30 protein-coding genes are annotated in these 25,415 nt (G+C 72.3%); 12 read left to right on the forward strand and 18 right to left on the reverse strand.

The features are described 5' to 3' along the window. Nucleotides 1-169 precede the first annotated feature (169 nt). Complete coding sequence (locus tag ABEA77_RS02340; RefSeq protein ID WP_425588187.1) at nt 170-1,555, forward strand: MFS transporter; 1,386 nt, start codon at nt 170-172, stop codon at nt 1,553-1,555. Nucleotides 1,556-1,667: 112 nt separating this feature from the next. On the opposite strand, the gene ABEA77_RS02345 is transcribed toward ABEA77_RS02340, so the two are convergent. Continuing rightward, a complete protein-coding gene (locus tag ABEA77_RS02345; RefSeq protein WP_345640401.1) occupies nt 1,668-1,943 on the reverse strand; it encodes a hypothetical protein in 276 nt (91 codons plus the stop codon). A 269-nt stretch (nt 1,944-2,212) separates the two neighbouring features. Between ABEA77_RS02345 and ABEA77_RS02350 the strand changes: the two genes are divergently transcribed. The 11 genes from ABEA77_RS02350 (at nt 2,213) to ABEA77_RS02400 (ending at nt 12,915) form a co-directional block, all read left to right on the forward strand. Then, a complete protein-coding gene (locus tag ABEA77_RS02350) occupies nt 2,213-2,998 on the forward strand; it encodes a hypothetical protein (RefSeq protein ID WP_345640403.1) in 786 nt (261 codons plus the stop codon). A gap of 95 nt (nt 2,999-3,093) precedes the next feature. Next, the gene (locus tag ABEA77_RS02355) at nt 3,094-3,429 is read left to right on the forward strand and encodes an SH3 domain-containing protein (RefSeq protein WP_345640405.1); all 336 of its coding nucleotides are present in this window, start codon (nt 3,094-3,096) and stop codon (nt 3,427-3,429) included. 259 nt (nt 3,430-3,688) lie between these two features. Continuing rightward, complete coding sequence (locus tag ABEA77_RS02360) at nt 3,689-4,849, forward strand: MFS transporter (protein WP_345640407.1); 1,161 nt, start codon at nt 3,689-3,691, stop codon at nt 4,847-4,849. A gap of 57 nt (nt 4,850-4,906) precedes the next feature. Beyond that, complete coding sequence (locus ABEA77_RS02365) at nt 4,907-6,181, forward strand: ATP-grasp domain-containing protein (protein ID WP_345640410.1); 1,275 nt, start codon at nt 4,907-4,909, stop codon at nt 6,179-6,181. A gap of 165 nt (nt 6,182-6,346) precedes the next feature. Continuing rightward, entirely contained in the window at nt 6,347-7,186 is an 840-nt protein-coding gene (trpA, locus tag ABEA77_RS02370; RefSeq protein ID WP_345640413.1) for a tryptophan synthase subunit alpha, read from the forward strand. Nucleotides 7,187-7,244: 58 nt separating this feature from the next. Beyond that, complete coding sequence (locus tag ABEA77_RS02375; RefSeq protein ID WP_345640416.1) at nt 7,245-7,991, forward strand: HNH endonuclease family protein; 747 nt, start codon at nt 7,245-7,247, stop codon at nt 7,989-7,991. Nucleotides 7,992-8,007: 16 nt separating this feature from the next. Further along, entirely contained in the window at nt 8,008-8,232 is a 225-nt protein-coding gene (locus ABEA77_RS02380; protein WP_345640419.1) for a hypothetical protein, read from the forward strand. Nucleotides 8,233-8,336: 104 nt separating this feature from the next. Continuing rightward, entirely contained in the window at nt 8,337-10,460 is a 2,124-nt protein-coding gene (locus ABEA77_RS02385) for a hypothetical protein (RefSeq protein WP_345640422.1), read from the forward strand. 315 nt (nt 10,461-10,775) lie between these two features. Further along, nucleotides 10,776-12,020 (forward strand): MFS transporter, encoded by a 1,245-nt coding sequence (locus tag ABEA77_RS02390; protein WP_345640425.1) that lies wholly within the window; start codon nt 10,776-10,778, stop codon nt 12,018-12,020. Nucleotides 12,021-12,022: 2 nt separating this feature from the next. Beyond that, nucleotides 12,023-12,166, forward strand: a complete 144-nt coding sequence (locus tag ABEA77_RS02395) for a hypothetical protein (protein ID WP_345640427.1) — start codon at nt 12,023-12,025, stop codon at nt 12,164-12,166. A gap of 149 nt (nt 12,167-12,315) precedes the next feature. Beyond that, nucleotides 12,316-12,915 carry a zinc ribbon domain-containing protein gene (locus tag ABEA77_RS02400; RefSeq protein WP_345640429.1) on the forward strand — a complete coding sequence of 200 codons (600 nt, stop codon included), beginning with the start codon at nt 12,316-12,318 and terminating at the stop codon, nt 12,913-12,915. Nucleotides 12,916-12,961: 46 nt separating this feature from the next. Here the strand turns inward: ABEA77_RS02400 and ABEA77_RS02405 are convergent, their stop codons facing one another. The 17 genes from ABEA77_RS02405 to ABEA77_RS02485 all read right to left on the reverse strand — a co-directional run bounded on the left by ABEA77_RS02405 (nt 12,962) and on the right by ABEA77_RS02485 (nt 25,379). Further along, a complete protein-coding gene (locus ABEA77_RS02405; protein WP_345640432.1) occupies nt 12,962-14,419 on the reverse strand; it encodes a hypothetical protein in 1,458 nt (485 codons plus the stop codon). Continuing rightward, on the reverse strand, nt 14,374-15,180 hold the full coding sequence (locus tag ABEA77_RS02410; protein WP_345640434.1) for a cell envelope biogenesis protein OmpA: 807 nt from the start codon (nt 15,178-15,180) through the stop codon (nt 14,374-14,376). The genes ABEA77_RS02405 and ABEA77_RS02410 overlap by 46 nt, the downstream gene beginning before the upstream one ends. Continuing rightward, a complete protein-coding gene (locus ABEA77_RS02415) occupies nt 15,177-15,521 on the reverse strand; it encodes a hypothetical protein (RefSeq protein ID WP_345640435.1) in 345 nt (114 codons plus the stop codon). Before ABEA77_RS02415 ends, ABEA77_RS02410 begins: the two co-directional genes overlap by 4 nt. A 70-nt stretch (nt 15,522-15,591) precedes the next feature. Then, the gene (locus ABEA77_RS02420; protein WP_345640438.1) at nt 15,592-15,939 is read right to left on the reverse strand and encodes a BRO-N domain-containing protein; all 348 of its coding nucleotides are present in this window, start codon (nt 15,937-15,939) and stop codon (nt 15,592-15,594) included. After that, a complete protein-coding gene (locus ABEA77_RS02425) occupies nt 15,936-16,388 on the reverse strand; it encodes a hypothetical protein (RefSeq protein WP_345640440.1) in 453 nt (150 codons plus the stop codon). Before ABEA77_RS02425 ends, ABEA77_RS02420 begins: the two co-directional genes overlap by 4 nt. Nucleotides 16,389-16,435: 47 nt before the next feature. Next, nucleotides 16,436-16,603, reverse strand: a complete 168-nt coding sequence (locus ABEA77_RS02430) for a hypothetical protein (RefSeq protein WP_345640443.1) — start codon at nt 16,601-16,603, stop codon at nt 16,436-16,438. Nucleotides 16,604-16,621: 18 nt separating this feature from the next. Continuing rightward, complete coding sequence (locus tag ABEA77_RS02435) at nt 16,622-17,902, reverse strand: phosphoadenosine phosphosulfate reductase domain-containing protein (protein WP_345640446.1); 1,281 nt, start codon at nt 17,900-17,902, stop codon at nt 16,622-16,624. Nucleotides 17,903-17,941: 39 nt separating this feature from the next. Further along, a complete protein-coding gene (locus ABEA77_RS02440) occupies nt 17,942-18,730 on the reverse strand; it encodes a hypothetical protein (protein ID WP_345640449.1) in 789 nt (262 codons plus the stop codon). A 16-nt stretch (nt 18,731-18,746) separates the two neighbouring features. Beyond that, a complete protein-coding gene (locus tag ABEA77_RS02445; RefSeq protein ID WP_345640451.1) occupies nt 18,747-19,190 on the reverse strand; it encodes a hypothetical protein in 444 nt (147 codons plus the stop codon). 208 nt (nt 19,191-19,398) lie between these two features. Then, a complete protein-coding gene (locus ABEA77_RS02450) occupies nt 19,399-19,938 on the reverse strand; it encodes a hypothetical protein (RefSeq protein WP_345640454.1) in 540 nt (179 codons plus the stop codon). Nucleotides 19,939-20,094: 156 nt separating this feature from the next. After that, nucleotides 20,095-21,054 (reverse strand): AAA family ATPase, encoded by a 960-nt coding sequence (locus tag ABEA77_RS02455; protein ID WP_345640457.1) that lies wholly within the window; start codon nt 21,052-21,054, stop codon nt 20,095-20,097. Between the two features lie 164 nt (nt 21,055-21,218). Beyond that, nucleotides 21,219-21,917, reverse strand: coding sequence for a hypothetical protein (locus tag ABEA77_RS02460; RefSeq protein ID WP_345640459.1), 699 nt, complete (start codon nt 21,915-21,917; stop codon nt 21,219-21,221). Nucleotides 21,918-22,124: 207 nt separating this feature from the next. After that, nucleotides 22,125-22,508, reverse strand: coding sequence for a hypothetical protein (locus tag ABEA77_RS02465; protein WP_345640462.1), 384 nt, complete (start codon nt 22,506-22,508; stop codon nt 22,125-22,127). 83 nt (nt 22,509-22,591) lie between these two features. Further along, complete coding sequence (locus ABEA77_RS02470; protein ID WP_345640464.1) at nt 22,592-23,320, reverse strand: VWA domain-containing protein; 729 nt, start codon at nt 23,318-23,320, stop codon at nt 22,592-22,594. 95 nt (nt 23,321-23,415) lie between these two features. Further along, complete coding sequence (locus ABEA77_RS02475; protein WP_345640466.1) at nt 23,416-24,126, reverse strand: DUF6884 domain-containing protein; 711 nt, start codon at nt 24,124-24,126, stop codon at nt 23,416-23,418. 258 nt (nt 24,127-24,384) lie between these two features. After that, the gene (locus ABEA77_RS02480; RefSeq protein WP_345640469.1) at nt 24,385-24,975 is read right to left on the reverse strand and encodes a hypothetical protein; all 591 of its coding nucleotides are present in this window, start codon (nt 24,973-24,975) and stop codon (nt 24,385-24,387) included. Continuing rightward, a complete protein-coding gene (locus ABEA77_RS02485) occupies nt 24,975-25,379 on the reverse strand; it encodes a hypothetical protein (protein ID WP_345640472.1) in 405 nt (134 codons plus the stop codon). Before ABEA77_RS02485 ends, ABEA77_RS02480 begins: the two co-directional genes overlap by 1 nt. Nucleotides 25,380-25,415 lie beyond the last annotated feature (36 nt).

Raw genomic sequence — 25,415 nt, forward strand, 5'->3', positions numbered from 1 at the left:
GGCCTGATGAGAACCGCTCGTACGCAGCCGCGGTGTCCGCCCCGTCAAAGTAGCGCCTCCGCGGTGGCGGCGGGCCACCTGCTCGAACCTGCGGAAACGTGCACGGTCGCGCGGGGTCGGGCGCAGGGCCCGAGCCCGGCAGTTCCCCGGCGTCGGGCGCCACCGGCCCATGAGGGCTCCTCCGCGTCAGCTGGCCCGTCTCCCGGACGGGCCAGCTCTCTCCTCCCGCGCCGTCACCCGCGCGCGCTCCCTTCCTGCGTACGACACCAAGGACCGCCCGCCCATGACCATCAGTCCCCTCGTGCACCGGCCGCGCAGACCCTCTGGGCAGCCGGCTGCCCGCTACCGCGACGTCCTGGCCGCCCCGTACGTCACCCGCCTGCTCGCCGGCGCGGTCATCGGCCACCTCCCCGTCGCCATGGCCCCGCTGGCGATCCTGCTCGCCGTGCGCGCCGACGGCGGCACGCTGAGCCTGGCCGGAATTCTCGCCGCCGTATACGGCCTGGCCGCCGCGATCGGACAGCCGCTGTGGGGACGCCTGCTGGACCGACACGGCCACCGTCTCGCCATCGGCCTCACCTCCCTCGCCTCCACCGCCGCCTTCCTGACCCTCGCCTTCCTCCACCCGGCCGACCACCCCACACCCGCCGCGGTCATCGCCGCGGCCGCGGGACTGTGCACCCCGCCCCTGGAGGCCGCGCTCCGCGTCCTGTGGCCGCACGTCGTCGACGATCCGCAGCACCGCCGGGCCGCGCTCGCCCTCGACGCCTGCGCCCAGGAGATCGTTTTCATCGGCGGCCCGCTCCTCGTCCTCGGCCTCGACGCATTGACCGGCACCGTCCTCGTGCTCACCGGCACCGCTGCCATCGGCCTGGCCGGCGCCGGACTGTTCCTCTCCGCGCCGCCCACCCGCACCTGGCAGCCGCTTCCCACCCGCACACACTGGCTCGGCCCGATCCGCGTCCCCGGCCTGCGCGCCCTGGCCGGCGCCCTGTTCGGCGCGGGCATCACCCTGGGGGCCCTGAACGTGGTGGCGCTCGCGGCGGGGGAGCGCCACCACGCCGACTACCTGTCCACGCTGATCCCCGCCGCACTCGCCGTCGGCAGTCTGACCGGCGGACTGCTCTACGGCCGCCGCACCTGGCCAGGCTCCCCCGCCCGCCAACTCCTGATCATCGGCGGCGGGTTCCTGATCGGCTCGCTTCCCATGCTCGCCGATCCCGCCCCCGCCTTGGCCATCGCCGCCGCCGTCCTGCCCGGCCTCTTCCTCGCGCCGCTCCTGGTCACCGGCTTCCACGCGCTCGACGGCCTCGTCGCGAAGCACACCCTCGCCGAAGCCTCGGCCTGGCTGATCGCCTGCCTGGGCCTGGGCCAGGCAGCCGGCACAGCACTCGCCGGCCTCGTGCCCTCCACCCTCCCGGCCGCCGCGGCCGGAGTCGCGGCCGGCGGCGCCGCGCTCGGCCTGCTCCTGCTCCTGGCCACCCGCCGCCACCTCGCCCTCACCCCGGCGGGTGCGGAGCTCAAATCAGCCGAGCCGCTGGCCGAATCAAAATGAACTCGCGCAATCGCCTCCGCACCGGGCAGACCCGCGGCTACCGTGAGCGCAGAGCCCGGCGCGCATCCCCCCGTGTGTGCGCCGGGCCTCACGCTGTGCGGCCCCCTCTCGCTCACGAAGAGCGGCGCCTGGCCGCCCACTCGGGATCGAGCTGCGGAGCATCCACCCGCGGCTCCTGCTGCCACGAGCGGGCGTTGCTCACGCTCCGGCGCGGATAGACGACGTACATCACGATCACCGCGGTGGCGAGCACCGGCTGAGCCGGCCACCACGCCGCGGTGCCCACCTCCTGGCGCTGCGCCCACCGCACCACCCGCCGGGCCGGACGCCAGCACCTGATCAGGTACCCGGCCACGGTGCCGACAGCGAGTGCGATCACGAGGGTCATCGCCCCATGGTGACAGGCGCAGGCCGGCGGGAACCGACGAGCAGCCCGAGCCCGGTCCTCGGCCCGCAGCAGCCACGGCAACCTCCCATCGTGCTCCGCGTTCTGTGTCCACAGGCATCTTCCGCGTGGCCGGCTCGGGCCCGGAAATCTCCGGACTCTGTCCACAGGCCGTCACTTCCATGATCGCTTCACCAGCAGGTACTTCGCCTCGGCGCAGCGTGCGCTGACCGGTCGAGCCTGCCGTGCAGCAGTGGAGGCTGATCTCACCCATGCGAAAGACCCGACCAGGCGTGCTGCGCCGCGTCGCGGCGACCACCGTCGTCGTGGCCGCCTCGGCGGCGCTGGCCGCCCCGGCGGCGATCGCCGCCACCGGCTCCCCGGAGCCGAAGGCATCCGTCTCGGCGGAGGAGGGACTGCTCGATCTGAAGCTTGAGGTCTCGGCGAACGCCGACACCCCGAGCCCGGGGCCGACCGGCGAGCCGGGGACCGACCCGACCGACCCGCCCACGACCGATCCGACGGACCCGCCGACCACCGACCCGACCGAGCCGGGGACCGATCCCACGGACCCGCCCACGACGGACCCGACGGACCCGCCCACGACGGATCCCACGGACCCGCCGACGACGGACCCGACCGATCCTCCGACGACGGATCCCACGGACCCGCCCACGACGGACCCGACCGATCCTCCGACGACGGATCCCACGGACCCGCCCACGACGGATCCCACGGACCCGCCGACGACGGACCCGGGCACCGACCCGACCATCGGGCCGTCGCCGGACCCGACCTCGGGCAGTGAGGGCTCCGACGAGGGCGATTCGGGCAAGGGCGGCTCCGACAACGCCAGCACGCCCAAGGGCGGAACCACCGAGCAGATCAGCGCCAGCGACAACCTCAAGCCCGCCGGGAGCCTCGCGCACACCGGCGCGGACGGGAACACGGCGCTCGCTCTGACCGCCGGTGGCCTCCTTGCCGCCGGCCTTGCAGCCGTGGGCGCCGTCGGCTACGGCAAGCGCCGCACCGGCCGCCAGGGCGCCGACCAGGGCTGACATCCCCGCCGGGGCGCTGCACAGCGCCCCGGCTCCGGTGGCCCGCACTAGCGGGCCACCGGGCCCATCCACCTCATGAAAGGGGCATGAAGGTCATGCCAGCACTCAAGCGCTTCGCCACCGTCGCCCTGTCCGTCTCCCTGCTGGCCGGCGGCGCCGCCGCGCTCGCACCGACCGCGTCGGCTGCCAGCGGCTGCTCCACCTACGACCAGAGCGCGGAAGTCGACGGCAACGGCATCAACTTCCGCAGCGGCCCGTCGACTTCGTACAAGTCGAAGGGCCTGGTCTACGACAAGGACCAGCTGGCCCTCTACTGCAAGAGCGGCTCCTGGTACAAGGCCAAGCTCAAGAAGCGGTCCAAGGGCGGACTGCCCGCCGGCACGTACGGCTGGATACGCCAGGACATGATCAAATTCCACCTCGCCGGCTGACTCCGGCTCCTCCCCGGCCGCCGCGCATCCGCGACGGCGGCCGGGCCCCCTCCCGGACGCGGACCAGCGCAGCCCCAGGCGCGCTGCCAGCAACAACCACCCCAGCATTCGTACTGCCCGCGTCAGTGAGCATGCGGTCGAATCCCTTCTGGAGTACACGTTGTCAACCACACGTGCATCCACCCCCGCTGCGTCGAGTTCCGCTGCGCTCCCGTCCCGTGCCAACCGCGAGCGGCTGGCTGTCGTCTGGGTACTGGTGGTGGGAGCCACCTTGGTCCGGGCTGCGGGCTTCAGCTATCCGTTCCTCTCCTACCGACTCGTTGAACTGCACTTCTCCACACGCGGCGTCAGCCTCGTGCTCGCTGCTTTCGGCGTCGGCTGGCTCGCCGGTCAAATTGTGCTGGGACGGGCGGCCGACGTCCTGGGGCGTCGCACCACGCTCGTCGGTGCGATGGCCCTGGCTGCCCTGGCACTGCCCGTTCTGGGAGAAGCTGCTACCCCGGTCGCCGTTGTTGCAGCGGCCGTCGTCGCCGGACTTGTGTACGACGCGCCGCGGCCGGTCATCTCCGCAGTGGTCGCCGACCACGTCCCGGACGACGTCACCCGGACCCGCATCGCGGGGTGGCGACACTTCGGGATCAACATCGGTGCCGCCATCACCGGCGGCGCCGGCGGCCTCCTGGTGGACATCACCGGCCTGTCGACCTTGTTCTGGATCAACGCGGGCGCCTGTGCCCTCTTCGCCCTCGGCGCGGCGTACTACATGCCAGCGGACAGCGCGCGCTCCACGGCTCCGTCGGGCAACAGCGCTCTTCGCAGTGCGCTGCGTGACCTGCGGCTGTGGGTGCTGTGGTTCACCAGCTTCACCGCTCTGATTCCCGTCGCCGGCCTGTTCAGCATCCTCCCTCTGCTGATGGCCGACGCTGGACTGCCCGCATCTGCTTACGGATGGACGCAGGTTGCCAGTGCCGGCGCGGTACTCCTGTTGTCCGTGCCGCTGAACGCGTGGCTGGCACGCCGGGCCGCTCGAGGCACCTCTCTCGTTCCGCTCCTGGCCTGCAGCGCGCTGATCCTGGGCATGGGCCTGGGCTCAGCTGGCTTCGCCACCACCACCCTGGGCTACGTGATCGCGGCTTGCATCGGCATACCCGGCGAGATCGTCCTCTTCGTCACCGCAACCGTGACTCTGGACCACATCGCCCCCGCACACGCGCGAGGCCTTTACGCCGGCATTTGGGGAGCCACCCTGGCGGCCGCCGTCATCTGCGCGCCCCTCATTGCCGGCTGGTCCCTCACCAACGGCGGCCCGCACCTCGTCGCCGCAATGACAGCACTCTGCGGCCTTCTCGGTGCTGCCTCCTGTATTCCGCTGGCCGCCCTCATGCGTCGCGAGCCACAGCCGACCACCTTCTCGGCCTGACCTCCTCCAGAGACATTCAGCCACCCATCCAGCCCGTACCTCATCCCTGGAGACTCAATGTCCTCCCGTTCTTTCGTCCTCCTCATCGGCGCCGGCGGAGACGGCGGCGCCGCGTACCGCGAGTTCGTCCTCTCCCGCATCGCCGCCACGGAACACCCCGTCGTTCTCGTGGACACCGCCGCCCCCGCGTGGACGATCCCGTACCTGGCGACCGACCACCCCCACATCCGCGCCGACGTCAGCGACCCCGCCGACGTCGCCGCCGCGGTCAAGGCGTTCGCCACGGACCACAACGTCGCCGGCGTCATGACCTACATGGAGCACCACGTGGTGACCGCGGCCGAGACCGCTCAGATGCTGGGCCTGCCGTCGAGCCCAGCAGGAGCGATGGCAGCGGCCCGCGACAAGGCCACCACGCGGCGACTGCTGGACCAGTACAACGTGCCATCCGCCCGGGCGATGGAGGCGCCCACCCTGGAAGCAGCCCTCGCCCACGCCGAAACGATCGGATACCCGGTGATGGTCAAGCCCCGGTCGCAGGCGGGCAGCGCCGGCGTCGTCCGCGCGGACAACCGCACCCAGATCCGCGAGGCCTACGAGCGGGCCAGCAGCGAGACGGTTCTCGGTCTCGAGCAGTACGGACCGGCCGGTGTGCTCGTCGAGGAGTACCTGGAGGGAGCCGAGATCAGTGTGGAAACCGCCGTCCTCGGCGCCGGACGAGCCTGCATCCTGGCTGTCACCCGGAAGCTGCCCGCGCCGCCCGGAACGACGCAGGAGTACGGGCATGTGATCGACGCCGCCGACCCCCTGCTACACGACGCCGAACTCGCCCATGTCATCTCGGCGGCCGTCGATGCCCTCGGCCTCACTCTCGGCGTTCTGTGCATCGAGGTGATGCTCACCGCGACTGGTCCACGCATCGTCGAGGTCAACGGCCGGCTCGGCGGCGACCTCCTCCCTCTCCTGGCCCAGCACGCCCTCGGGATCGACTTGGCCCAGATCGCCGTCAACCTCGCCACGGGCACTGCTCCGGCCCTGGAGCCCACCGCGGACACGGCCGCAGCCATCCGCTTCGCCTATCCCGACGAAACCGGCGTACTGGAGCGCTTGGCGTTTCACCCCGACGCCGGACGGATGCGCATGCTGGAGCGGGCCGTTCTCAGCCAGCGTCCCGGTGCCTTCGTCTCCGCGCCGCCGCACGCCACGCTCAACGACCGGCTCGCCCACTGGGTGGTCACCGGCCGCAATGCGGCGGACTGCCATACCTCCCTGGACCGGATAGCACAGCTCCTTGACGTCACCATCACCGCTCCCGTCGCGCTGACCCACTGAGTCCGCTGACCGGTTCGAGGACTCGCGCCGTTGAACACGGCGGCCCTTCCCCTTATTCGTCGGCTCCCGCTCCTGCCCGGCCACGATGCGCCCAGCGCAGTGGCCGGGCCCGCCTCGCCCGCCCTCCCGGAAGCCCGACCCCCGCTTCGCGAAAGGCACCACGCCATGACCACGCTCACCCCTGCTGCCACCGAGTTGACCGCACTGCTGAAGCAGCGCCGCCGCCCGGCCCTCGGCGCGTTCCTGCCCGCTGGCTTCCCCAACTGGACCGCCGGGATCGAGACGCTCCGCGCCTTCACCCGCCATGGCGCCGACTTCCTCGAGGTCGGTGTCCCGCACCGCACCCCGGCCCTCGACGGACCGGACATCTGCGCCGCCCATGCCCAGGCCCTGAGCCAGGGCGCGCGCATGGCGCACGTCTTCTCCACCATCCGCCTGGCCGCCTCCAGCACCGGCGTCCCGGTGGTCGCCATGAGCTACTGGGCGTCCGTCCTCGACTTCGACGGACCCGCCCGCTTCGCCCAGGACCTCGCCCAGGCCGGTGCCGCCGGTGCGATGATCCCCGACCTGCCCGTGTCAGCGGCCGGCGAATGGATCGACGCTGCCCGAGCGGCCGGCATCCACACCCCGCAGTTCGCCCCGCGCGACGCCGACGACGATCACCTGGCCGCCATCGCCGAGGCCGCCTCCGGCTGGATCTACGCCCCGGCCGCCTCCGCCCCCACCGGCTACCAGGGTGAACTGGACCTGCCCGCGCTGAGCGACTTCACTGCACGGCTGCGCACCCACTCCCAACTGCCCGTCGTCGGAGGCATCGGCATCTCGACGCCTCAACTCGCGGGCCAGGTCGCCCCTTTCCTCGACGGAGTCGTGATCGGCTCCCCGCTGATCCGGCCCCTGCTGCAGGAACACGCACCGGCCGGCCTCGACGGCGCCGTGGAACAGGTCAGGGCGTTCGCGCACGCCCTGCACACCCCTGCCTCGTCCCACCCGCTCACTGCGTGATCATCAAGGGGCGCCGCGGACCCGGCGCCCACCCGGACCCGGAAGAGGTACCGCCGAGTTGAACCCCACCCTCCGCCGCACGGCACTGGCCGCCCTCGCCCTCGCCGCCACACTGACCGGCTGCTCCGCCGCCGCCGACCAGCCCGACAATGCGAAGGCCGCCGTCCAGGGCCCGGCGGCGGCCGGCACCGCCCAGAACGCCCTCGCCCAGCTCGCAGTCAAGGGCCCCGCCCCGATGACCGGATACGACCGTGAGGCCAAGTTCGGGTCGGCCTGGTCGGACACCACCACCGCACCTGGATCGGGCAATTCATGCGATACCCGAAATGATGTTCTGCGTCGCGACCTGCAGAACATCACGTACAAGGGGACCTCCCGCTGCGTGGTCGCCACCGGCACCCTCGCCGACCCCTACACCGGCAAGAACATCCACTTCATCCGCGGCCCGCAGAGCGCGCAGGTCCAGATCGACCACGCCGTCGCCCTCGGCGCGAGCTGGCGGGTCGGGGCCGCCCAACTCACCCAGGAACAAAGGCGTGCCCTGGGCAACGACCCCCTCAATCTGGTTGCCGCCTCGGGCCCGGCGAACTCCGCGAAGTCCGACGCGGACGCGGCCTCCTGGCTTCCCCCGAACAAGACCTTCCGCTGCTCGTACGTCGCACGGCAGGTCGCGGTCAAGGCCAAGTACCACCTGTGGGTCACCAAGCCGGAGAAGGCGGCCATGGCCCGCATCCTGAACGGCTGTCCCGACCAGCCGCTGCCTACCGACACCAGCACAGGCGTCGCCCTGCCGGGCCTGAAGTAGAACAAGGAGACGTTTCGTGCACACCCAACGCCGCATCCCGCCGGGCCGCACCGAAGGCGCCGTACGCCGGCCCCGTCCCGCCCCGCTGTCCCCGCACCCGGAATGGCGGGCCCAGCACCTGTTCGTGGAACCCCGCTACAGCGGCGTCCCGGCGAATGACGACGTGGACGACGACGTCGCCGTGCCGGCCCCCGCCGAGCCGCCGAGCTCCCAGCCGCGCCGCCGCCCCTACCGCCCCTGACCCTCCTCGATGTCGCCGACGCGGAGCCGCGCCCGTGAGGCCGGCTCCCCGGCACCCCCCTCGACGTCTGGAGCCCCGCCGCGCATCACTGACCCGGAGGTCGCATGTCCATCGACATCCCGCAGAGACCCACCTCCTCGGCGTACTGGTCCCCGCCCGCCGTCCCCCCGGTCCTGGCCGCCATGACCGACGGCCGCCAGCCGCCGCAGTCCGCCGGCCGCGGCTTCCGCGTCCTTCGCGCGCTGCTGCGCCTGGGCGCCGACCAGGAACACCAACTCGCCGACATCGCCCGCTCCGCGGGCCTGCAGCCCTCGCACGCCTCCAAGCTCCTCAAGGCCGCCGCCCTGGAGCACCTCGTCGAGTCCGGCACCCGCCGCGGCACCTACCGGCTCGCCCGCGACGCCGCACCGCTCACCCCCGATCCCACCGTCACGGCCGCCACGACGGAGCCGGTCCGCCGCATCGTCGAAGACCTGCAGCACGAAACCGGGCTCGCCACGGCCTGGCACGAGCCGCGCTTCCGGATCGGCCTCGGACTGCACCTCACCCTCGTCGACCTGGCCTGCCCGCTCCCCGGGCTGCGCACCGCGGCCGCGCAGCATCACGACGACCTGCGTGCCACCGCCGCCGGCCGGGCCGCGCTCGCCTACGTACCCGCCGAACTCGCCGTCAGCGCCGACGGCCGGCCCCTCGGCCTGCCGGCCGCCACCGGGGACACCATCCGCTCCACCCGGATCGCGCTGCGCCGATGTCCCGGCCTGTGCACCCTGGCCACCCCGGTCCTGTCCGGGCCGCACCTGGTCGCCGTCCTCAGCCTCACCGGAGCAGACCCGCTGTTCCACGAGCCGCTGCGGGCACAGGAGTACGCGGTCCTCCTGCGCGGGCTGCCGGCCGGGCCGTCGGAGCCCGCCGGGATACGGCCCCCGCGCCCACCCGCCGCATCGCCTGACCGCCCTGTCGCCGCCCCCTGCTCGAAGGACACCACGACCATGGCTTCACACCGGCTCCTCGCGAACGGCGCCAGCACCGACCACCCCGTCCCCGGCCTGCCGTTCGTCGACGACACCCACCTGACCGCCGACCCGCCCCCGGGCGCTGGTGCGTCCCGGCCGACGCCGGACCCGCAGCGCGCCGGCTTCGCGTGGATCGTCCGCGCCCACCCGCAGATGGGCCGCACCGTCCTGCTGTACGGCACCGGCCCCGACGGCACCGGCCCGTGGAACTGGCAGCCCGGCCAGCCGCTGGTCTCCCGCGCCGGCGGCTACTGGTGGAACGGCACCCGCTGGCTCCGGCCGCCCCAGCTGTGGGACGAAGACGCCGGCGCCTTCGAGGAACAGCCCGTGCCCGGCGCGGCCACCAGCACCGCCGCCGACCTCCTCGACGACCCGCTCGCCGACCCCGTCCGCGGGCACCTGCACCAGGCCTCCACGCTCACCGGACAGAGCGAAGCCGTGGACGCCGCGCAGTGGCTGCACGACCTGGCCCTCTGGGCCGCCCGCCGCACCACGGCCGCCGACCGACTGCCGCTTCAGTCCTGCGTGGTCACCCTCACCGCTCCCGAACTCGCCGGTGACCGACTGATCGGCACCCCCGCCCTCGCCGCGGCCGCCTCCATCAGCGCCTCGGCGCTGCGCGCCTACATCAGCCGCGGCCAGGGCGCCGTTCCCGAACCGCAGGCCATGGTCGGCAACCGGCCCATGTGGTCACGGCCCGTCGCCGAGAACTGGGCCGCCCACCGCCGCCGACCCGCCGCCTCCCGCTGGCCAACCCACCGCGACCGCCCGGCTCTGCCGGCCCACGCCGAGCAGCTCCGCCGACGCCTCGACCCGGTCCTGTTCTCCGCCCTGTGGGACGACCCCGAGCGGCGAGCCCGATGGGTCCTGCGTCATCGCACTGCGGACGCCGTCCGGGAGGTCGCCGCGGACCTCGCACACCTCGCGGCCGACCGCCTGCACGACACCCTCCCCGCTCAGGCACTCGCCGAGGTGATCACACGGGCCGCTCTCGCCGACTTCGCGGCGGGCTCCGGCCGTTCACCCGCCGTGCAGCAGCTCCTCAGCTGGCTCGCCCAGCACCAGCCCGACACGGCCGAGGAGACCGTTGCCGCCATCACCGACCAGGCGGCGCGGCAGTTCGGCATCCCGCGACCCGACCTTCTCCAACTGCTGCGTCCCGCCGCCTCCTCCGCACCGCTGGAGCCGGCAGAACCCCACGGCCGCGCGGCATGACCGTCGGCCTCACCCGGGAATCGGTGCACCCCGGACATGCTTCACCTTTCAAGCATGTCCGGGGTGCACCGGAACGGCCACTGCCCGGCTGACCTGCCCATACCTTCACCACATCCCCATCCCGGGGGCCGGCACTAGTGAACAGGAGAGGTTCATGCGCCCTTGCCGCAAGAGTTCCGTCCGATCCGTACGCTCCGTGCGCCCGTAAGGCACACGAGCATCACACCGAAGGCGGCCGCACCTCTGGTTCGGCCGCCTTCGGGCTGTCCACCCCCACCCTGACAACCGCAGACGGGATCTGCAGGGAGACGCCGCATGGCCACACACGCACCGGCCACCGCCGCCGTGCCCACCGCGGGGACGGCACGCTCCGTCGTCCGGATCCTGATCATCAGCTCGCTCGTGGTGAAGGCCGGCGGATACAGCTGGGACTTCCTCGGCTACTACGTGGCCGACGGGACCAACGGGACCGGACACGGCACTACCGCGGCCGGCGCCGCGCTCACCGCCTTCGGGATCGGCTGGTGCCTGGGCCAGGCATCGGCCGGCGCGCTCACCGACCGGCTCGGCCAGCGCACCGCCCTGGTCTCCCTGATGATCTTGTCCGCGCTCGCGTGCCTCGCGCTCGCCGTCGCCACCTCCCTGCCCGCGCTGCTCGCCGTCGCCGTGTGCCTGGGGCTGACCATGGAGGCCCACCGGCCGGCCGTCTCGGCCGCCATCAACGAGGCGATCCCCACCGAGGCCGGCCGCACGCGCGCCCAGACCTGGACCTACTTCGCCAGCAACGTGGGCATCGCGGTCTGCGGCGGCGCCGGCGGCTACCTCGCCCACCATCACGGCTACCGGACCTTGTTCGTCATCAACGCCGTCGTGTGCCTGGCCTTCGCACTCGTCGCCCGCCGGTTCCTGGCCCCCAAGGCGGCCATCGCCGACGCCCCCTCGGTCGGCTACCGGCAGGTCCTCGGCGATCCCACGCTGCGCTGGATCACCGTGGTCGCCGTCTGCTCGATGATCTGCGCCTGGGGGCTCGTCTCGGTCCTCCCTCTCCTGATGACCGACGACCAGCTCCCCGCCACGGGATTCGGGCTGGCCATGGTCGCCAACACCGTCGCGGTTCTCGCTCTGACTCCGCCCCTGATGCGCCTGCTCGTCGGCGGCGGCGACACCGTCCGCTTCCCGATCGTCCCCGTGCTCGCCACCGGCTCCGCGATCCTCGGCCTCGGCATCACCATCGCCGCCTTCCAGCACACCGTCACCGGATACGCGATCGCCGCCGTCGTCCTGGTTCCCGGCGAAGTCCTCTACAGCGTTGCCGTCGGTGCCTACATCTCCACCGCCGCCCCGCCCGGCGCCACCGGCCGCTACCAGGCCGTCGTCAGCGGGGCGACCGCGCTCGCGTCGCTGCCGCCGCTGGGCATCGCCCTCGCCCTCGACGCCGGCGGCCGCCCGCTGGTCGCCGTGCTCCTCGCCGCCAGCGCCGCGCTCGCCGTCGCCGCCTGCTACCCCCTCGCCCGCTCCCTGCGCACCCACCCCCTCACCCGCCCCGACACGAGGAGTTGACCGTGACCTCCAAGTTCACCAACGTGCCCTGGCCTGCCTCGCCCCTGCCGGACACGCCCCCGCAGCCGCCGCCGTCCCGGGAGCCGACAGCAGCCGCAGAGCCCGCCCCGGACGCAGCGGACGCGACGGCCTCGTCCCCCGGCTGAGCGCGATGACGCTCCCCGCACGCACATCGAGGGCCCGGCCCCACAGCTGTCACAGCTGCGGGGCCGGGCCCTCGACGTACGCCAGCCCCCGCCCGACGCCCGGCGGGCCGGAGAACAACTGACATGACCCAGCCGCGAAAGGAACACCGATGCCCGATCACCTCGTGATCCAGTGCCCGAAGTGCCCGAGCGACGAAGTCGAAGCCCAGCTCGCCCCCTCCTCCGACGCCCCCTCCGTCGCCGCGTTCGCCTGCCTGCTGTGCGGCTACCGCTGGCAGCCCGCCGAGCTCCCGGACCTCCTCGCACCCGACTACGACCAGGCGTACGGCACGGCCCCGGCCCTGGACGAGGAGGAACTGACGCTGGCGCTGTGGGCCGAGGGCATCAACCTGCGCGCGCAGGCGGCCCGGAACGGCCACGGGCCGGCAGTCGACGCCGGCGGATACCGGCTCTTCTACCTGCGCCAGGCCGCCTACCTCGACCGGGCCGCCCACCTGATGGAAGTCGCCGCGCACGGAGCCCTGGTCGACGAGGAGTCCGCAGCCGACGCCAGCGACGCAGCCGTGATGGCCGCCGACCTGCTTCTGCACCTCGACCTCGAGCTCGACCAGGTCCACGTGGAAGGCATGCTCGGTGCTGACTCGCCCCAGTGGCAGTCCGCCGAAGGACTACGCGGCTACGTGCGCCAGGAGTACACGGCGTGGCAGGAGTGGGAGGCCACCGCCCGCCGTGCCCGGCAACGCCGCTGAGCCGCCGCCGATCCGGCACACGGCTCACGCCCCCTCGGGCGCCCGGTCAGGCCGGCTCCAGGGCGGGTACGTGCTCCACGCCCGAGGGCCGGATGACCGGCACGACGCGCGAGCCGCGCCGGATCGGATGGTGAACCAGCGGCCGCACGGGCTCCCACCGGGGCCCCATGAGACCGGTGATCTCGGTCCACTTGCGTTCGAAGGAGTCCCGGTTCTTGTCGTCGGCGCCGCTCGGCGCGGCCACAAGGTAGGCCTCGGCCGCGGGGTAGCCCTCGCCGCGCTCCAGGTAGTGCAGCCGGTTGATCCGCGAGTTCTCGCCGCGGCGCAGCCGCACGCCCTGTTCCCGGGACCAGTCCAGCAGGGTGAACTCCGCCTCCAGACGCGAGCCTTCCCACACCGTACGGACCGACCGCCACGCGGCGCCCTTGACCTGGCTGCCGCGGCAGCCGTCCTTGAGCCCGGCGCACTGCGGCGGCAGTTCGGCCTGCTCGCCGTCCGCTGCCGTCTCGAACGAGGAGTGGGCGCGCCGGCACGCGGTGGTCCGCTCGGTGCGGCACCACCAGCGGGGCCGGGGACACCGGGTGCCGTGATGGTGGCGGCAGTCCTTGGTGCGGCCGGGCAGGTACACGCGGCGCACCTCGTACAGGGAGAACGGCGCCGCGTCCAGGCGCTCCTCGAACGCGGTGAGCACGGCGTCGTTGCGCTTGTCCTCGGCGAGCTGCTGGTACAGCGACCGCGTCCCGTACAGCGACATCGGTTCGTTCAGCGCCATCGAGGCGTACTCCATCATCAACGCCTCGGCGGCGAGGTCCGGGTGCTCGCGCAGCCGCGCCTCGTGCCGATCCCGGGATGCGCAAACGCCACTGAAGGGGCAGAAGGTGCAATAGCTCTTCTGAATGGGCTCGCCGAGACGCTCCAGCACGTACGCCTCCACCGCGGCCCGGTCCATCCCCGCGTCCACCAGTGGATACGAGGGCTCGCAGATCACCCGGCCGGCCTTCTCGTTCAGCCGGTCCTGGATCTTGGTGTCCTTCTCCATCCGGGAGCGCTCGCCGGCGTGGTAGCCGATCACCCGCCGGAACGCGGCCTGGCCGAACTCGGCGACCGCCCAGTGATCAAGTACCCATCCCTTAAAACGAATTGAGCAGGTCCTGCGCCCGGAAGCCATCTGGGGCACGGTGCCGCCGGTCAGCAGCCAGTCCGACAGCCGCCACGGGCCGGCCTGGTGGATGCGGCGGGTGGACCGCGAGTCCTCGAGGACCAGGACCCCGTCGGAGTCGCTGCGCCCCATCCTCGCCACCTGGACCACCCGCACCTTGCGCTCGGCGAGCAGCGGAAGCACGAGCCGGTCGACGTACGACAAAGAGGTGGGCCACTCGTTACCGGTGACGGCGTGCAAAACAATCAAATCGGACAGGTCGGGTTCGAGTCCGTAGCGCACGGGGTCCTCGAGGAACATCAGCAGTATCGCGGTCGAGTCGGCGCCGAGACCGTACGACAGCACCGTCTTCCGCTTGACGGGCTGGGCCGGCCCGCGGGGAGCCGGCAGGGAGAACAGAGCGGGTGCGGCAAGCGCGGCAGTGGGCACGGGTGGATCCCTTGCAGTGGAGGACGTCGGAGGATGCACGGCCGGGGCCGCGGGTACAGGCCCAGCGCCCGCAGCGCGGCGAGCAGCTGCTCGGCCTGCGCGTCGTCGAGGCGGGGGCGCGGGCTGTGGCGCAGCGGGCGGATCCGCAGCACGGGGACGCCGAGATCGACCCCGAGGAGCCGCTCGGGCCGGTCCGCATCCCGCTTGATCCGGTAATGGGTGTCGCGGATCATCCAGGAGTCCCAGTCATCCGCCGGCTGTCCCGCGCGAAGCGCGTGCTGGGCATCGGGAGCGATCCGCGGGCACGGGCAGCCCGGATCGCTGCACGGACGCCCGGCGGGGTGGGTGAGGGCCGCCGGCGCGCTGCGGTAGCCGGTCGCGGCGCCGTTCATCATGGGGCAGGCCCTGGCGGTGTAGGCCAGGCATTCCGGGTGAAGTCCCGGCTCGGGAGCGACCCCGGCCCGCACGTCCATGGGCCGGACGGTCAGGCAGATCCGTTCCCCGAGCCGCTGGCCGCAGATCTGGCAGAGCTGGTGCAGCAGGGCCTGGGCACGACGGCGGGCGTCGACGCTCCCGAACAGCGCGTGGCCGCCGTGCTCGTAGGAGATGAACGGCACCACGAGGCCGCCGACGCGGGGGCGGGCAGCACAGCGCACGGGAACGGGAGGCTGGCTCACGCGCGCACCTCCGGTGCCGAAGGCGTGCTCGGTGCGCGCAGGACCATCCGCTGGCGGGAGGGATCCCAGTCGCATTCGGTGTAGAGCCGGTTGAGGTCCGGCATCGGCGGAAGCCCGGAGGCGTCACCGTCGGGACCCGGGTGGATCAGGAATCCGTACTCCCAGCACTCGGCATCGCCGGGCCAGTGGCCGCTCCAGCGGGTGTTGCAGGAGGCGCCCGGGTGGGGGCACCCCAGGCGCTGGCGGCCGGTTTCGGCGCAGCGGGCGACGTCGCAGCCGTGACGGTGCAGCTGACCGGGCAGTACGCCGCAGTCGGGGCAGGCGGTGGGGTGGTCGAGCATGACTCCTCGAAGACGAAAGGGGCGCCCAAGGCGCGGACGGATGAAGAGGGGAGCAGACGGGGCCGGCGGGTCAGCCCCGGGGCGCGGGAACGGATCCGGGGCGCGGCAGGCGCTGGGCCAACTCCGCCGCCCAGCCGGTGAAGGAGGCGGGCGGGCAGAATCCGGCGGCCGCCATGACCGAGCCGAGCTCGGCGGTGGTCAGCAGCACCTGCGGCACTGCGGCGCCGGGTGTGAGCGGCTGCCGGAAGCCGAGGGCGCGGGCGATGTCGCGGACGAACCACAGCACCTCGCCGTCGCGCACCCGCACTCGCAGGTGCGCGGAGTCGTAGACGACCGTCGTGGTGCGGCTCCGGGCGTCCGGCTTTCGACCGGCGGGCGCCGGGCGCGGGGCGGGCACCGCGATCGTGCGCTGGTTCATGACTGGGTGACGTCGCCGGTGAGCAGGTCAACGGTGAGCGTCTCGTCGCCGAGGAGGTGATCGGTGCTGGCCAGGTCGGCCAGGAGCTCGCTCACGTCGTCGAAGGCGAGGTCGATGGTGCTGACCGTGCCGTCGAGGTGACGGGCCTCGGCGCTGTACTCACACCAGAACCAGCCGTTCTCCCACTGCCAGGTGTCGAAGCTGACGGAGACGACCGGCCAGCGTGAGTCGGCCTCCTTGGCCGCGACGACCTCGCGGGTGCGGTGGCGCAGCACGGTGACCAACTTCGCGGCGAAGTGCGCGTTCTGCCGCCGGACACATGCGATCTCGATGTCGTTGAGCTGCGAGGCGTCGAGGGTGTCCAGGAGCCGGGCGAGTTCGGCGTCGAAGTCGGTGGTGCCCACGAGCGGGACCAGGGCGGCGGGCGAGGGTGCGGGGGCGAGGAGCAAGTGCGAGACCTTCCGTGCGGGGACAGGGGCTGCGAACGGCGGCCGGGTCAGGGGCGGCGGCCGGTGCGGGCGCGGCGGGCGAGCATGCGGGTCTTGATCTGCTGCTGGGTGGGCGAGGTCCACTGGTGCCATCCGGCCGCCGGGGTCCACCGCTGTGCGTGTTCGCGGTGGCCGATGCCGCAATGCCGGCAGGCACTCGGGATGGTGGTCGTCATGAGGGGTCCGTCTCGTTGTCAGGCGGCGAGTGCCAGGCGCTGGAGGTAGGCGGTGGCCGCGCCCTCGCCGAGGTGGTGGCGGATCGCGTCGCCCCGGCGCCAGGTGAGCGGTCCCTCTTCCGCCTCCTGGCGGGAGGCTTCCTCGACGACCTGGGCCAGGCTGAACTGGTTCTTGAAGCGGTGCCCGATCCGCTCCTCCAGGTCGACGTAGGTCTTGGGGGTCGGGAGGCCGAGCACCCAGCAGAGCCGGACGGCGCGCACCAGCACATCGAAGGACGCCAGGATGCAGAAGATGCAGCTGAGGCGGGGGATGAGGGTGTCGTACACCGGGTGGTAGTCGAGCGCCTGGTCGGCGATCTCCTGCCAGATTTCCTCTTCGGTGAGGTGGAACACCGGGTGCCACGTCAGTACGAGGCGGCGGCCGTTGCTGGCGCGGTGGTCGATGGCGAGCTCGTGCTTCTTGCGGCGCGAGGGGGACTCGGCGGCGCGGATGCCCAGGCAGTTGACGATCAGCGCCTGGTCGTCGAGGCCGAGCTCGTCGACGATCTGGGTGAACAGCTTGGCCGCCTCGTCCCGCTTCAGCGTCGAGGTGCACAGCCGGCTCTGGGCGTCGGGCCACAGACCGCGCTTCTCCACCATGCCGAGGAATCCGACAGACGCCTTGACCACCATGAACCGCAGCCCGTACCGCTCGGCCTGCTGCTGGGCAAGGTCCCGAACCCCGGGCCACTCGGCTTCCTGGCCGATATCGGCGTGGACCACGACGACCTTGGAGAGGCAGCCTGCGGCCTTCGCCCAGCGCACGACCCGGTCGAGCGCCACCACCGAGTCCTTGCCCGCGCTGGACTGCACGAGGATGGCGTGCGCGGCGTCGAGCAGCTTCTTCGGCATCGCGGCGAGTTCGGCCAGCAGCGCGGCCTCCGCCTTCGCGCGGCCGCCCTTGGTGCGCGGCTGGTCCGACCCGGTCAGTTCCCGGGTGACGGCGAGCTCGTCGCCGAGCCGGGCATCGGCCCGCGCGCTCGCGGTGAAGGCGCGGCCCCACCGGGCACCGGCCGCCTCGGTGTCCGCCGAGCGCGCGCTGAAGGCGAGCTCGGCGTCCTCGAGCGCCTGCCGCGCCGCGTCCAGTTCGGCACTGGGGGTGGTGCGCAGCTGCAGGCGGAGCCGGCGGCGGGTGGCGGCGGCTTCCTTCCGGCGGGCCGAGGCCCTGCGGGCCGCGCGGTCGGCGGCACGGCAGGAGCTTTCGGCGCTGGCCGAGAGCCGGATGAGGTTCAGCAGGTGCAGGCGTGTGGTCAGGTCCATGGCGGCAGGTCCCCCGGGAGCGGAAGCGGGCGGTGGGTGTCAGGCGGTGAAGGCGTCGTCGTCCCGGTCGGTGAGCCAGGCGGCGAAGGAGGCCGCCATGCGGGCGCTCTCCTCCTGCACGTCGAGGTCGTTCGGCAGGTGCTTCTCGACGGCCCCGTCGGTGCCGTAGGTGATCAGCGCGGTCCAGGGCTTGTTGTGCATCCAGGACGGGTGCCGGGCGCTGTAGGTGTAGAAGCCGGGGTTCCAGACCTCGCGGAAGAACTGCGCGTGGATGTCGCCGTCCCGGTAGACGACGCGCGTGTTTCCGCTGCTGTCCCTCTCGACGCCGGCAGTGATCCCCTTCGCCGCGAGCGCGGCGAGCAGGTAGTCGCCGGCCGGGGTGGTGTCAGCCTGGGGCAGGCTGACCAGGAGGCGGCCCAGGTTGGTGATGCACGGGAACTGATCCTGGCCCTCGTCCTGTTCACCGTGCCGGGTGAGCCGGGTGACCAGCCCTTCGCGGACGAGCGAGTTGAGGATCTGCTGCTGCACCGGCAGCTTGAGGAGGCCGGGCTCGGCGGATACGAGGACGCTGAGCAGGGCGTCGGCCTTGCCGACGCTGAGCAGCGCGAAGCGGCCTTCGGGGGTGACCTCGTGGCGGAGCTGCTGCGGGTCGTCATCGGTGGCCGGGACGGCCTTGAGCCACCCGCGCTCCCGCATCAGGCTCAGCGAGCGCAGGGGCACGCCGAGCGGCATGAGTCCGTCGTGGGCGCGGAGCGCCGCGAAGAGCCAGGTGCGCTGGCGGGAGGTCGGCGTCGGGGCGTTGGGGTCAGCGGACAGGAACGTAGGCAAGTCGAATCTCCTGTGGTCAGCGGGACAGGGCGACGCGCAGGTGCTCGCCGGGCTCGGCGCGGCCGAGATCGCAAAGGGCTTCCTCCACGTCGCTCCCGAAGTCGTGGAACCTGGTGCGCGGGCCGTAGTGGAGGGTCGCGCCGTAGCTGAGCCACTCGTTGCCGAAGTCCTTTTCGAACGTCACCGCGTCCGGAAGCCGCTTGCCCTGGTAGGCGAAGTGCTCCTTCAGCAGGGCGCGCAGATCCTCGAAGTCGTCCGGGTGGGCGGACGGGGGCACCCGGTCGCCGACGCGGCGGCCGTCGCGCTGGCGACCGCACCCCTCGCACAGTTCCTGCGCGGGGGTGTTGTCGAAGCGGCAGGTGAGGCTCTTGCACTGCCAGAGCAGGCCGGCCTTGCGGAAGACGTCGCGAACGACCTCCTCCTGCTGCTCGTTCGCTGCCCGGAGTGCCTTCTCGATCACGGTGTCGGAAATGGGTGTCCTCCTGGGGTCGCGTACGAGCAGCAGTCGGAACCGTTGCCCTTTGACGCTTCTAAGTTTACCTAAAAGCTCGCTATAAGGCAACTTAAAAGCGTCAATGTGAGTAGGGTGATCCCCGTGATGAAGTCGCTGGTAGCCCGGCATCGGGCGGGAGTTGACGCCACTGTGTCCGGCGCGGTGACTGGCCGGGTCAGTCGGCGTCGAGGATCTCGCCGGGCCGCAGGAAGCGCCCCGTGTCGATGAAGTGCTGGCGGGAGGCGGAGGATTCGGTGTCGTAATCGCCGTACCGCCCGAAGGCGGTCTCGCATCCGCAGGTGCACGGCGGCATGGGCTCGCCCTGCCCGCTGCGGGTCAGGTGGCAGCCGCCGCACTGGCTCTCGGTTGCGGGATTCTCGAACGCGCAGGCACAGATCCAGGGGGCGCACAGGGCGCACAGGGCGCCGTCCTCGGCCTGGTCCTCGGTGAGCGCGCCGTTGCAGTTGTCGCACCAGCCGGCGGGCCAGGTGAAGCCGAGGTTCTCCAGCCCCGCGGTGACCTCGGCGTAGACGTCGGCGCCCGACAGGTTCTGGTCGGCGATGTGCGTGAGCACGATCCGGGTTGCGGCCACCGGGTTGGGCACGCGGGAGCGGCGGGCCGCGTGGTCGGCGAGGAAGAGCAGGGTGCGGGCGGCGCGGTCCGCGATTGCGGCGGCGGCGCGGGAGACGAGCGGGGTGTGCACGAAGGAGGTCATGGGTGCTCCAGAGATCAAGGTCGCGGGGGTGCGCGGCCTGGGCGGGCCGCTAACCGGGTGGTGCGCACAGGGGCTCCAGAAGGGTGAAATGGGCGGTGGGTGTGGTGGCTGGCGCCGGACGCCGTGGCGGCCGCGGATGCGGCCGCCACGCCGGCGTCACGATGCGTGGACGTCCTGCGGGGCGGCGGACTGCAGGGTCCTGCCGCGCCGGGTGATGTAGTCGTCCATGCGGATGAGGGTCAGCCCGTCGTCGTCGGCCATCAGCACGTCTTCCAGGAAGCGGCGGCGGACGGTGTCCCGCAGCTGACCGAGCTCGGCGAGGGTCGCCTCGGGGTGGCGTGCCTGCGCGATCAGTTCGGTGACGGGTGCCGGCCGGGTGGCCGGCGCACCGTCCTCCAGCCAGTCCCGCACCCGGGTGGCGAACTCGGCCCCGGGCCGGGCCGCGACGGCGCCGGACAGGTCCGGGGAGAGCGCCTTGACCACGACGAGCGTGTTGTCGGAGTCCATCGCGCCGACGAGGTTGAACTCGTACTCGGCGCCGTCGCGGTGCTCGGGCTTGCCGCCGAAGCGGCGCATGGCGTGACGGCCCTGCTCGTCGGCCTCCAGGTGGTAGTCGGTCTTCGAGCGCAGCGTCGCGATGACATGGCCGGGGTAGGCGAACAGCGCGTCCCACATCCGGCGTTCACGCGGCCTGACCTCGGTCCAGCCGGACTTGCTTCCGCTGGAGCCGCGCTTGGCGGCGTCGTCGACCTGTTCGAGGACGCCGCCGTTGCCGGACCAGAACAGCGTGTACGGGTCGATGATCACCGTCTCGTAGCCCTGGGCCGCGCATTCGGCCAGGGCCGCGACGAGAGCCTCCGGCGAGCAGTACGTCAGGGGCGGGCAGGTGTGGAAGTCGAACCGGTCGGCGTACTTCGAGGCGTGTCCGTGGACTGCCTCGATGACCGCGGTGGTGGAGCCGAGCGCCGCGGCCAGCTCCAGCGCGGTGTACGTCTTGCCCGATCCGCTGGGACCCATCAGGGCGATGCGCCCGTGGAACTGGGTCTTGACCGCGGGGCCGAACGGGAACTGCGGGTGGAGCGGACGTGCGGCGGGGGTTTCCTGTGGGTGCGTCATGGTGTCCGTCAAGAGCCCTCCGGGAACACCTCGAGGATTCAGGGGCCGGGTTCACACGGCCGCGCGCGGGGGTGCAGTAGCACCCCCGGGGGCCGGGCCCGACTCCCTCTGACGCTTTTAATTGTACCACAGGAACATTGGAGAATTGCAGGTCAGAGGGTGTTTCAGTCCTGCTCGGAGGGCATTTCCTGGACGCCTTGGCCGGCTTGCTTCGCAGCCTGCTGGGCGTAGTAGTTGGTCCCGGGCAGCAGCCGGAAGGGCTGACCCTCCGGCGTGAATCCGTCCGGCTTGTTGCCGGCGTATCGCGCCGCCTTTCGCTCCGGGGCGCCCTCCTTCCAGCGCTCTAGGGTCTCGGCGAACCAGTACGGGCGCTCGAGCTCGTCGATCCCGTCGGGCTCAGGCGCGCGGCCTTTGCTGCGGGAGGACGTGAAGCTGGCTTGGGATCCGAACCCAGCCATCTCCCAGGCGTGCGGGATGTAGTGACGGATGCGCCCCCCGGACTGCGGATCGACCTTGAACGGCTTCTCGCCGGAGTCCGGGGCCGGCTGCTCCACGGGGCGGGGATCGATGGTCGGACTCGTCGGCGCCCACTTGCCTTTCCCCTCGTGCCGCTCCATGGGGCTCTCGTCCGCGTTCATGTAGCCCACGGCCTTCAAGAATCCGACCACCACCTTGCGGGGGTAGCGCGGGGAGTCGTCGTTCGCCTGCGGCACCTCGACTCCCATGGCCTCGGCGACCATGCGCAGCGGCGGCTTCCCGCCGGTCTTGCGGGCCACTTGGTGCCACTTCTGCGCGGCCTGCCGGCCGACGCCGGCCAGCTTCGCGATCTCGTTCAGGGTCAGTAGGTCGTCCTTGCGGGCCATCACGGCTCCTTGTCGCTAAAAAGTAGATTCACGCCCGATGGTACGGCAAGTTATCTGGGTCAGGTACTGGATGGCGCGGCCCGTTCACCGCGCGGTAGCGCGGAGGGTGCACGCCGAAAGCCCCGGGAAGCGGGCTCCCGGGGCTCAAAGACGGACAGAGCGAGTACGTCCGGGCAGCCCGAAGGTGGGCGGGTCGCCCGGCGGCGGTCAGCGAAAGGCGAGGTCGCGGCAGCCGCAGTGGCCGTGCCGGCAGGGCAGCAGGCCGTCCGCGGTCAGCCGCGGGGAGTGGGTGGCGGCCGAGTGCGCGCACCGGCACGGATCGCCCAGCGCGGCCCCCGCGGCCGCGCGCCGCCGGTGCCGCTCGGCGAGCCCCGCGTTCAGGTCACGCTCCGCCTCCGCCTCCGCCAGCGCGACCAGCAGGTTGGCCGTGTCCAGCGCACCCTTCATCTCCGTGGTGTCGACCTGAGCGAGCGCGAGCGCCAGATCCGGCTCGGCGGCGGCGCGAGCAAGCAACAGCTGCAGCGCCGCGACTTGCTCACCGGCCGCCTGGGAGGCGTCGCGGTAGGTCGCGTGGAGAGTCGGATTGCTCATCGTGCGTCCTGTTCTTCGCTCGGGCGCGGTGGAGGTCCGCGCGCTCAGCTGAGGCTAGAGGGGGCCGACGGCCTGACGGGCGGTCACCGCCGGGCCGACTGGCGGTCGAGGAGCCAGGGGACGAACTCGTGGGTGATGCCGTCGTAGAGCTCCTCGTCGGTGATGTGCTCGGGCTCGTCGGCCTGGAACAGGGAGACGCGGTCGTCCTTGAGCCCGAGGACGTCGAGCGTGCGCAGGAACCCCACCTCCTTGCCGAAGGCGACGAAGGCGATGAACGCGTCGATGCCCTCGTACTCGCCCTCGCCAACGATCTCGTGCAGCAGCGAGATCACCTCCGCCCGGTCGTCCGGGCCGCCGTCCGTCTGGAACACGATCAGCGCGGGCACCATGGCGCCGGACTGCCGATGCTGCTCCAGCGCGGCCCGGATGCCCTTCGCGTAGAAGGTGCGTCCCATGTGGCCGAGCCTGCTGTGAGCTTCCTCGATCCGGCCCGCGTAGTCGTCCACGCTCACCGTGAGCGTGCCGTCGACTTCGGTCGAGAAGAACGTCACCGGCACCGACCCGTCGTCGTCCAGGTTCCGGGCCAGTCCCAGGATCCGCTCGGCGAGGTACTGCACCGTGCCGTCGCTGTAGTACTTGCGCATGGAACCCGAGCGGTCCAGGACGAGATAGACGGCCGCCCGCTGCCCGGACAGCCCGGACTTGCGCAGGCTGTAGGCCGCCTTCGTGGTCAGCTCGGCGAGCGACGCCCGCACCGGCGCCGCGGGCTGCGCGGTGGGCGTGGAGGATTTGGTGAAGAGCTTCTTGAACATGGGGATTCCTGTCATCGGGCCAGGTCGGCCGTGGAGTGGATCAATGCACGGTGCGCGGCGCGGCCTGTGGACAGAGTCCGGTCGCCGGGCGGCGCCTACAGGCGGGCGCGTCCCCGGGTACGGGAGGGCCGGTACAGATCGGCGAAGAACGCCAGGTGCTCGCCGATGCCCCGGCCCGCCAGTGGGTGCTCGAGGGCAGGCCAGACCGTGCGGGCGAGGTCCGCGTACGCCTTGCCGGCGAAGACCGTCACGCGCGCGCCGCTCACGCCGAGGAAGTGGGCCTGCCGGGCCAGGACCTGCGGGGACACCGTGCCGCTCTGGCCGGCGCGCAGGTCGTAGTGCAGGATCCGGTCCTCATCACGCAGGAGCCCGAACTTCGCGGACAACGTGAGGACGAGGGCCGATCCGTCCGCGGAGGCGGCAGTCGCGGCCTTGCGGGCGGCGACGTGGTACGGACCCACGTACATCTCGGCGGCGGGAGCGACCGGGACGTCGAGCTTGCCCGCGGAACAGGGCACCAGCAGGACGCGCGGCGGCTCCTCGCGGCGGGCCCGGGTGCGGCCGGCGCCGGTGATGCGGTAGCGCGGAGCGCGCGTCACGGGGCCAGCCCGGTCGGAACTGGACTCGGCCAGCGCCTCGACCAGGCCCAGCTCGGTGAGCCGGTGCGCCTCCGCGCCGGGCAGGGACGGAGGGACATGACCCTGGGCGTGCACGGCAGCGGCATGAAGCCCCGCACGCTGCGGGGTGCTGAGCGACGCGACCTCGGCCGCACACCTCGAACTGTCCGCAGGCGGGCTCTGGTTCACGGGCGCTGTCCCCCGCCGATCAGGGCGCGCGGCGTGTCCCGGCTCGCAGCAGGGTGGTAGCTGGGCAGGCGAGGGCAGGTTCTCCTCCAGGGCGATGGGTGGGCCGGGGCAGCAGGGCCAGCAGCCAGCTCGGAAAGTTCCTGCCGCCCCGGGACGGTGAGGGTGAGGGGCGGACCGCCCCTCACCCGGCCCGGTGGTGGAGCACCCCACCGGCTTGACCCTGAAAAGCTAACGCATATGCGCGTTGTGAGTCAATCTTTAAGAGTCACGCGGGGTGCGGGGAAGCCTGTCCTCGGTCGTCGGCCGCGAGTAGTCGACGACCGTGAGCTCCCGCAGTGCCATGCCCACCGGACCGACGGCACCGCCCTGCCGCTCCGCGTCCCCGCGCAGCCGTTCCAGATGCCAGCGGACATCGTCCGCGCTCAGCAGCCCGCCGCCCTGAAGTCCTTCGATCTCGTAGAAGCGTGCCGCCGTACGGCCGTGCGGCGGGTTGGGGGGAACCGGTGACGGCCGCCCTTCGCCTGGCAGGTCGAACTCGGTGATCACGCGGCGCGTCACCTCGCGGACGTGCTCGGTCAGTGCGACCCGGGCCACCCACGGCCGCTCCAGCGCGAGGTTCACGTGCTCGCGGACCAGGTCGGGCGAGGTGAGGCGGTGGCTGGTGTACTCGTGGACCTCGTCATCCCCCGACTTGCGATAGACGGACACCGACCACGTCACCTGCCCGTCGACGGCAGGGAGGCCCTCCGACTCCCTGGAGATGTTCAGCCGGTCGATGGGGGAGCACCTCCTCACGCCCCGCGGCGCGGCCGTCGTCGGCGGGTAAGGGGCGAGCGCGGCGGCGGGCATCAGGCAGGCACCCGGTGCATGGGTGCGGCGTACGGCGGGTGTCCCCGCATCCGTCCGTGCGCGCTGTCACCGGAAGGCGGGCGCGTGCGAGAGCCGAGGCACCACGAACACCGCACGCGAGGCGCCGAGTCGGGGGAACGCTCGATCATCGGCGAGCGGGTCAGGCGCGTGCAGCTGCCGCAGGTGTACCAGCCCAGCGCGTTGAGGCCGGCCTCGGTGATCGTGTACCGGGCGGTCGCGCTCGTGCGCGTCACGTAGTCGCGCTGCACCAGCGTGTCCAGGACGCGGATCGTGTACGCGGCGGAACGCAGCTGCCAGCCGCAGCCGACGGTCCAGGCTCCGCCGTTGAGGCGAGCGAGCGCGCTGAGGACGGTGAGCTGGTGGCGGCCGAGCGGGCGGGCCAAGGGACCTCCAAGGTGTCGGACTGCCGGTGGCGCGCA

It is taken from the genome of Streptomyces tremellae, assembly GCF_039540215.1.
GTDB lineage: Bacteria > Actinomycetota > Actinomycetes > Streptomycetales > Streptomycetaceae > Streptomyces > Streptomyces tremellae.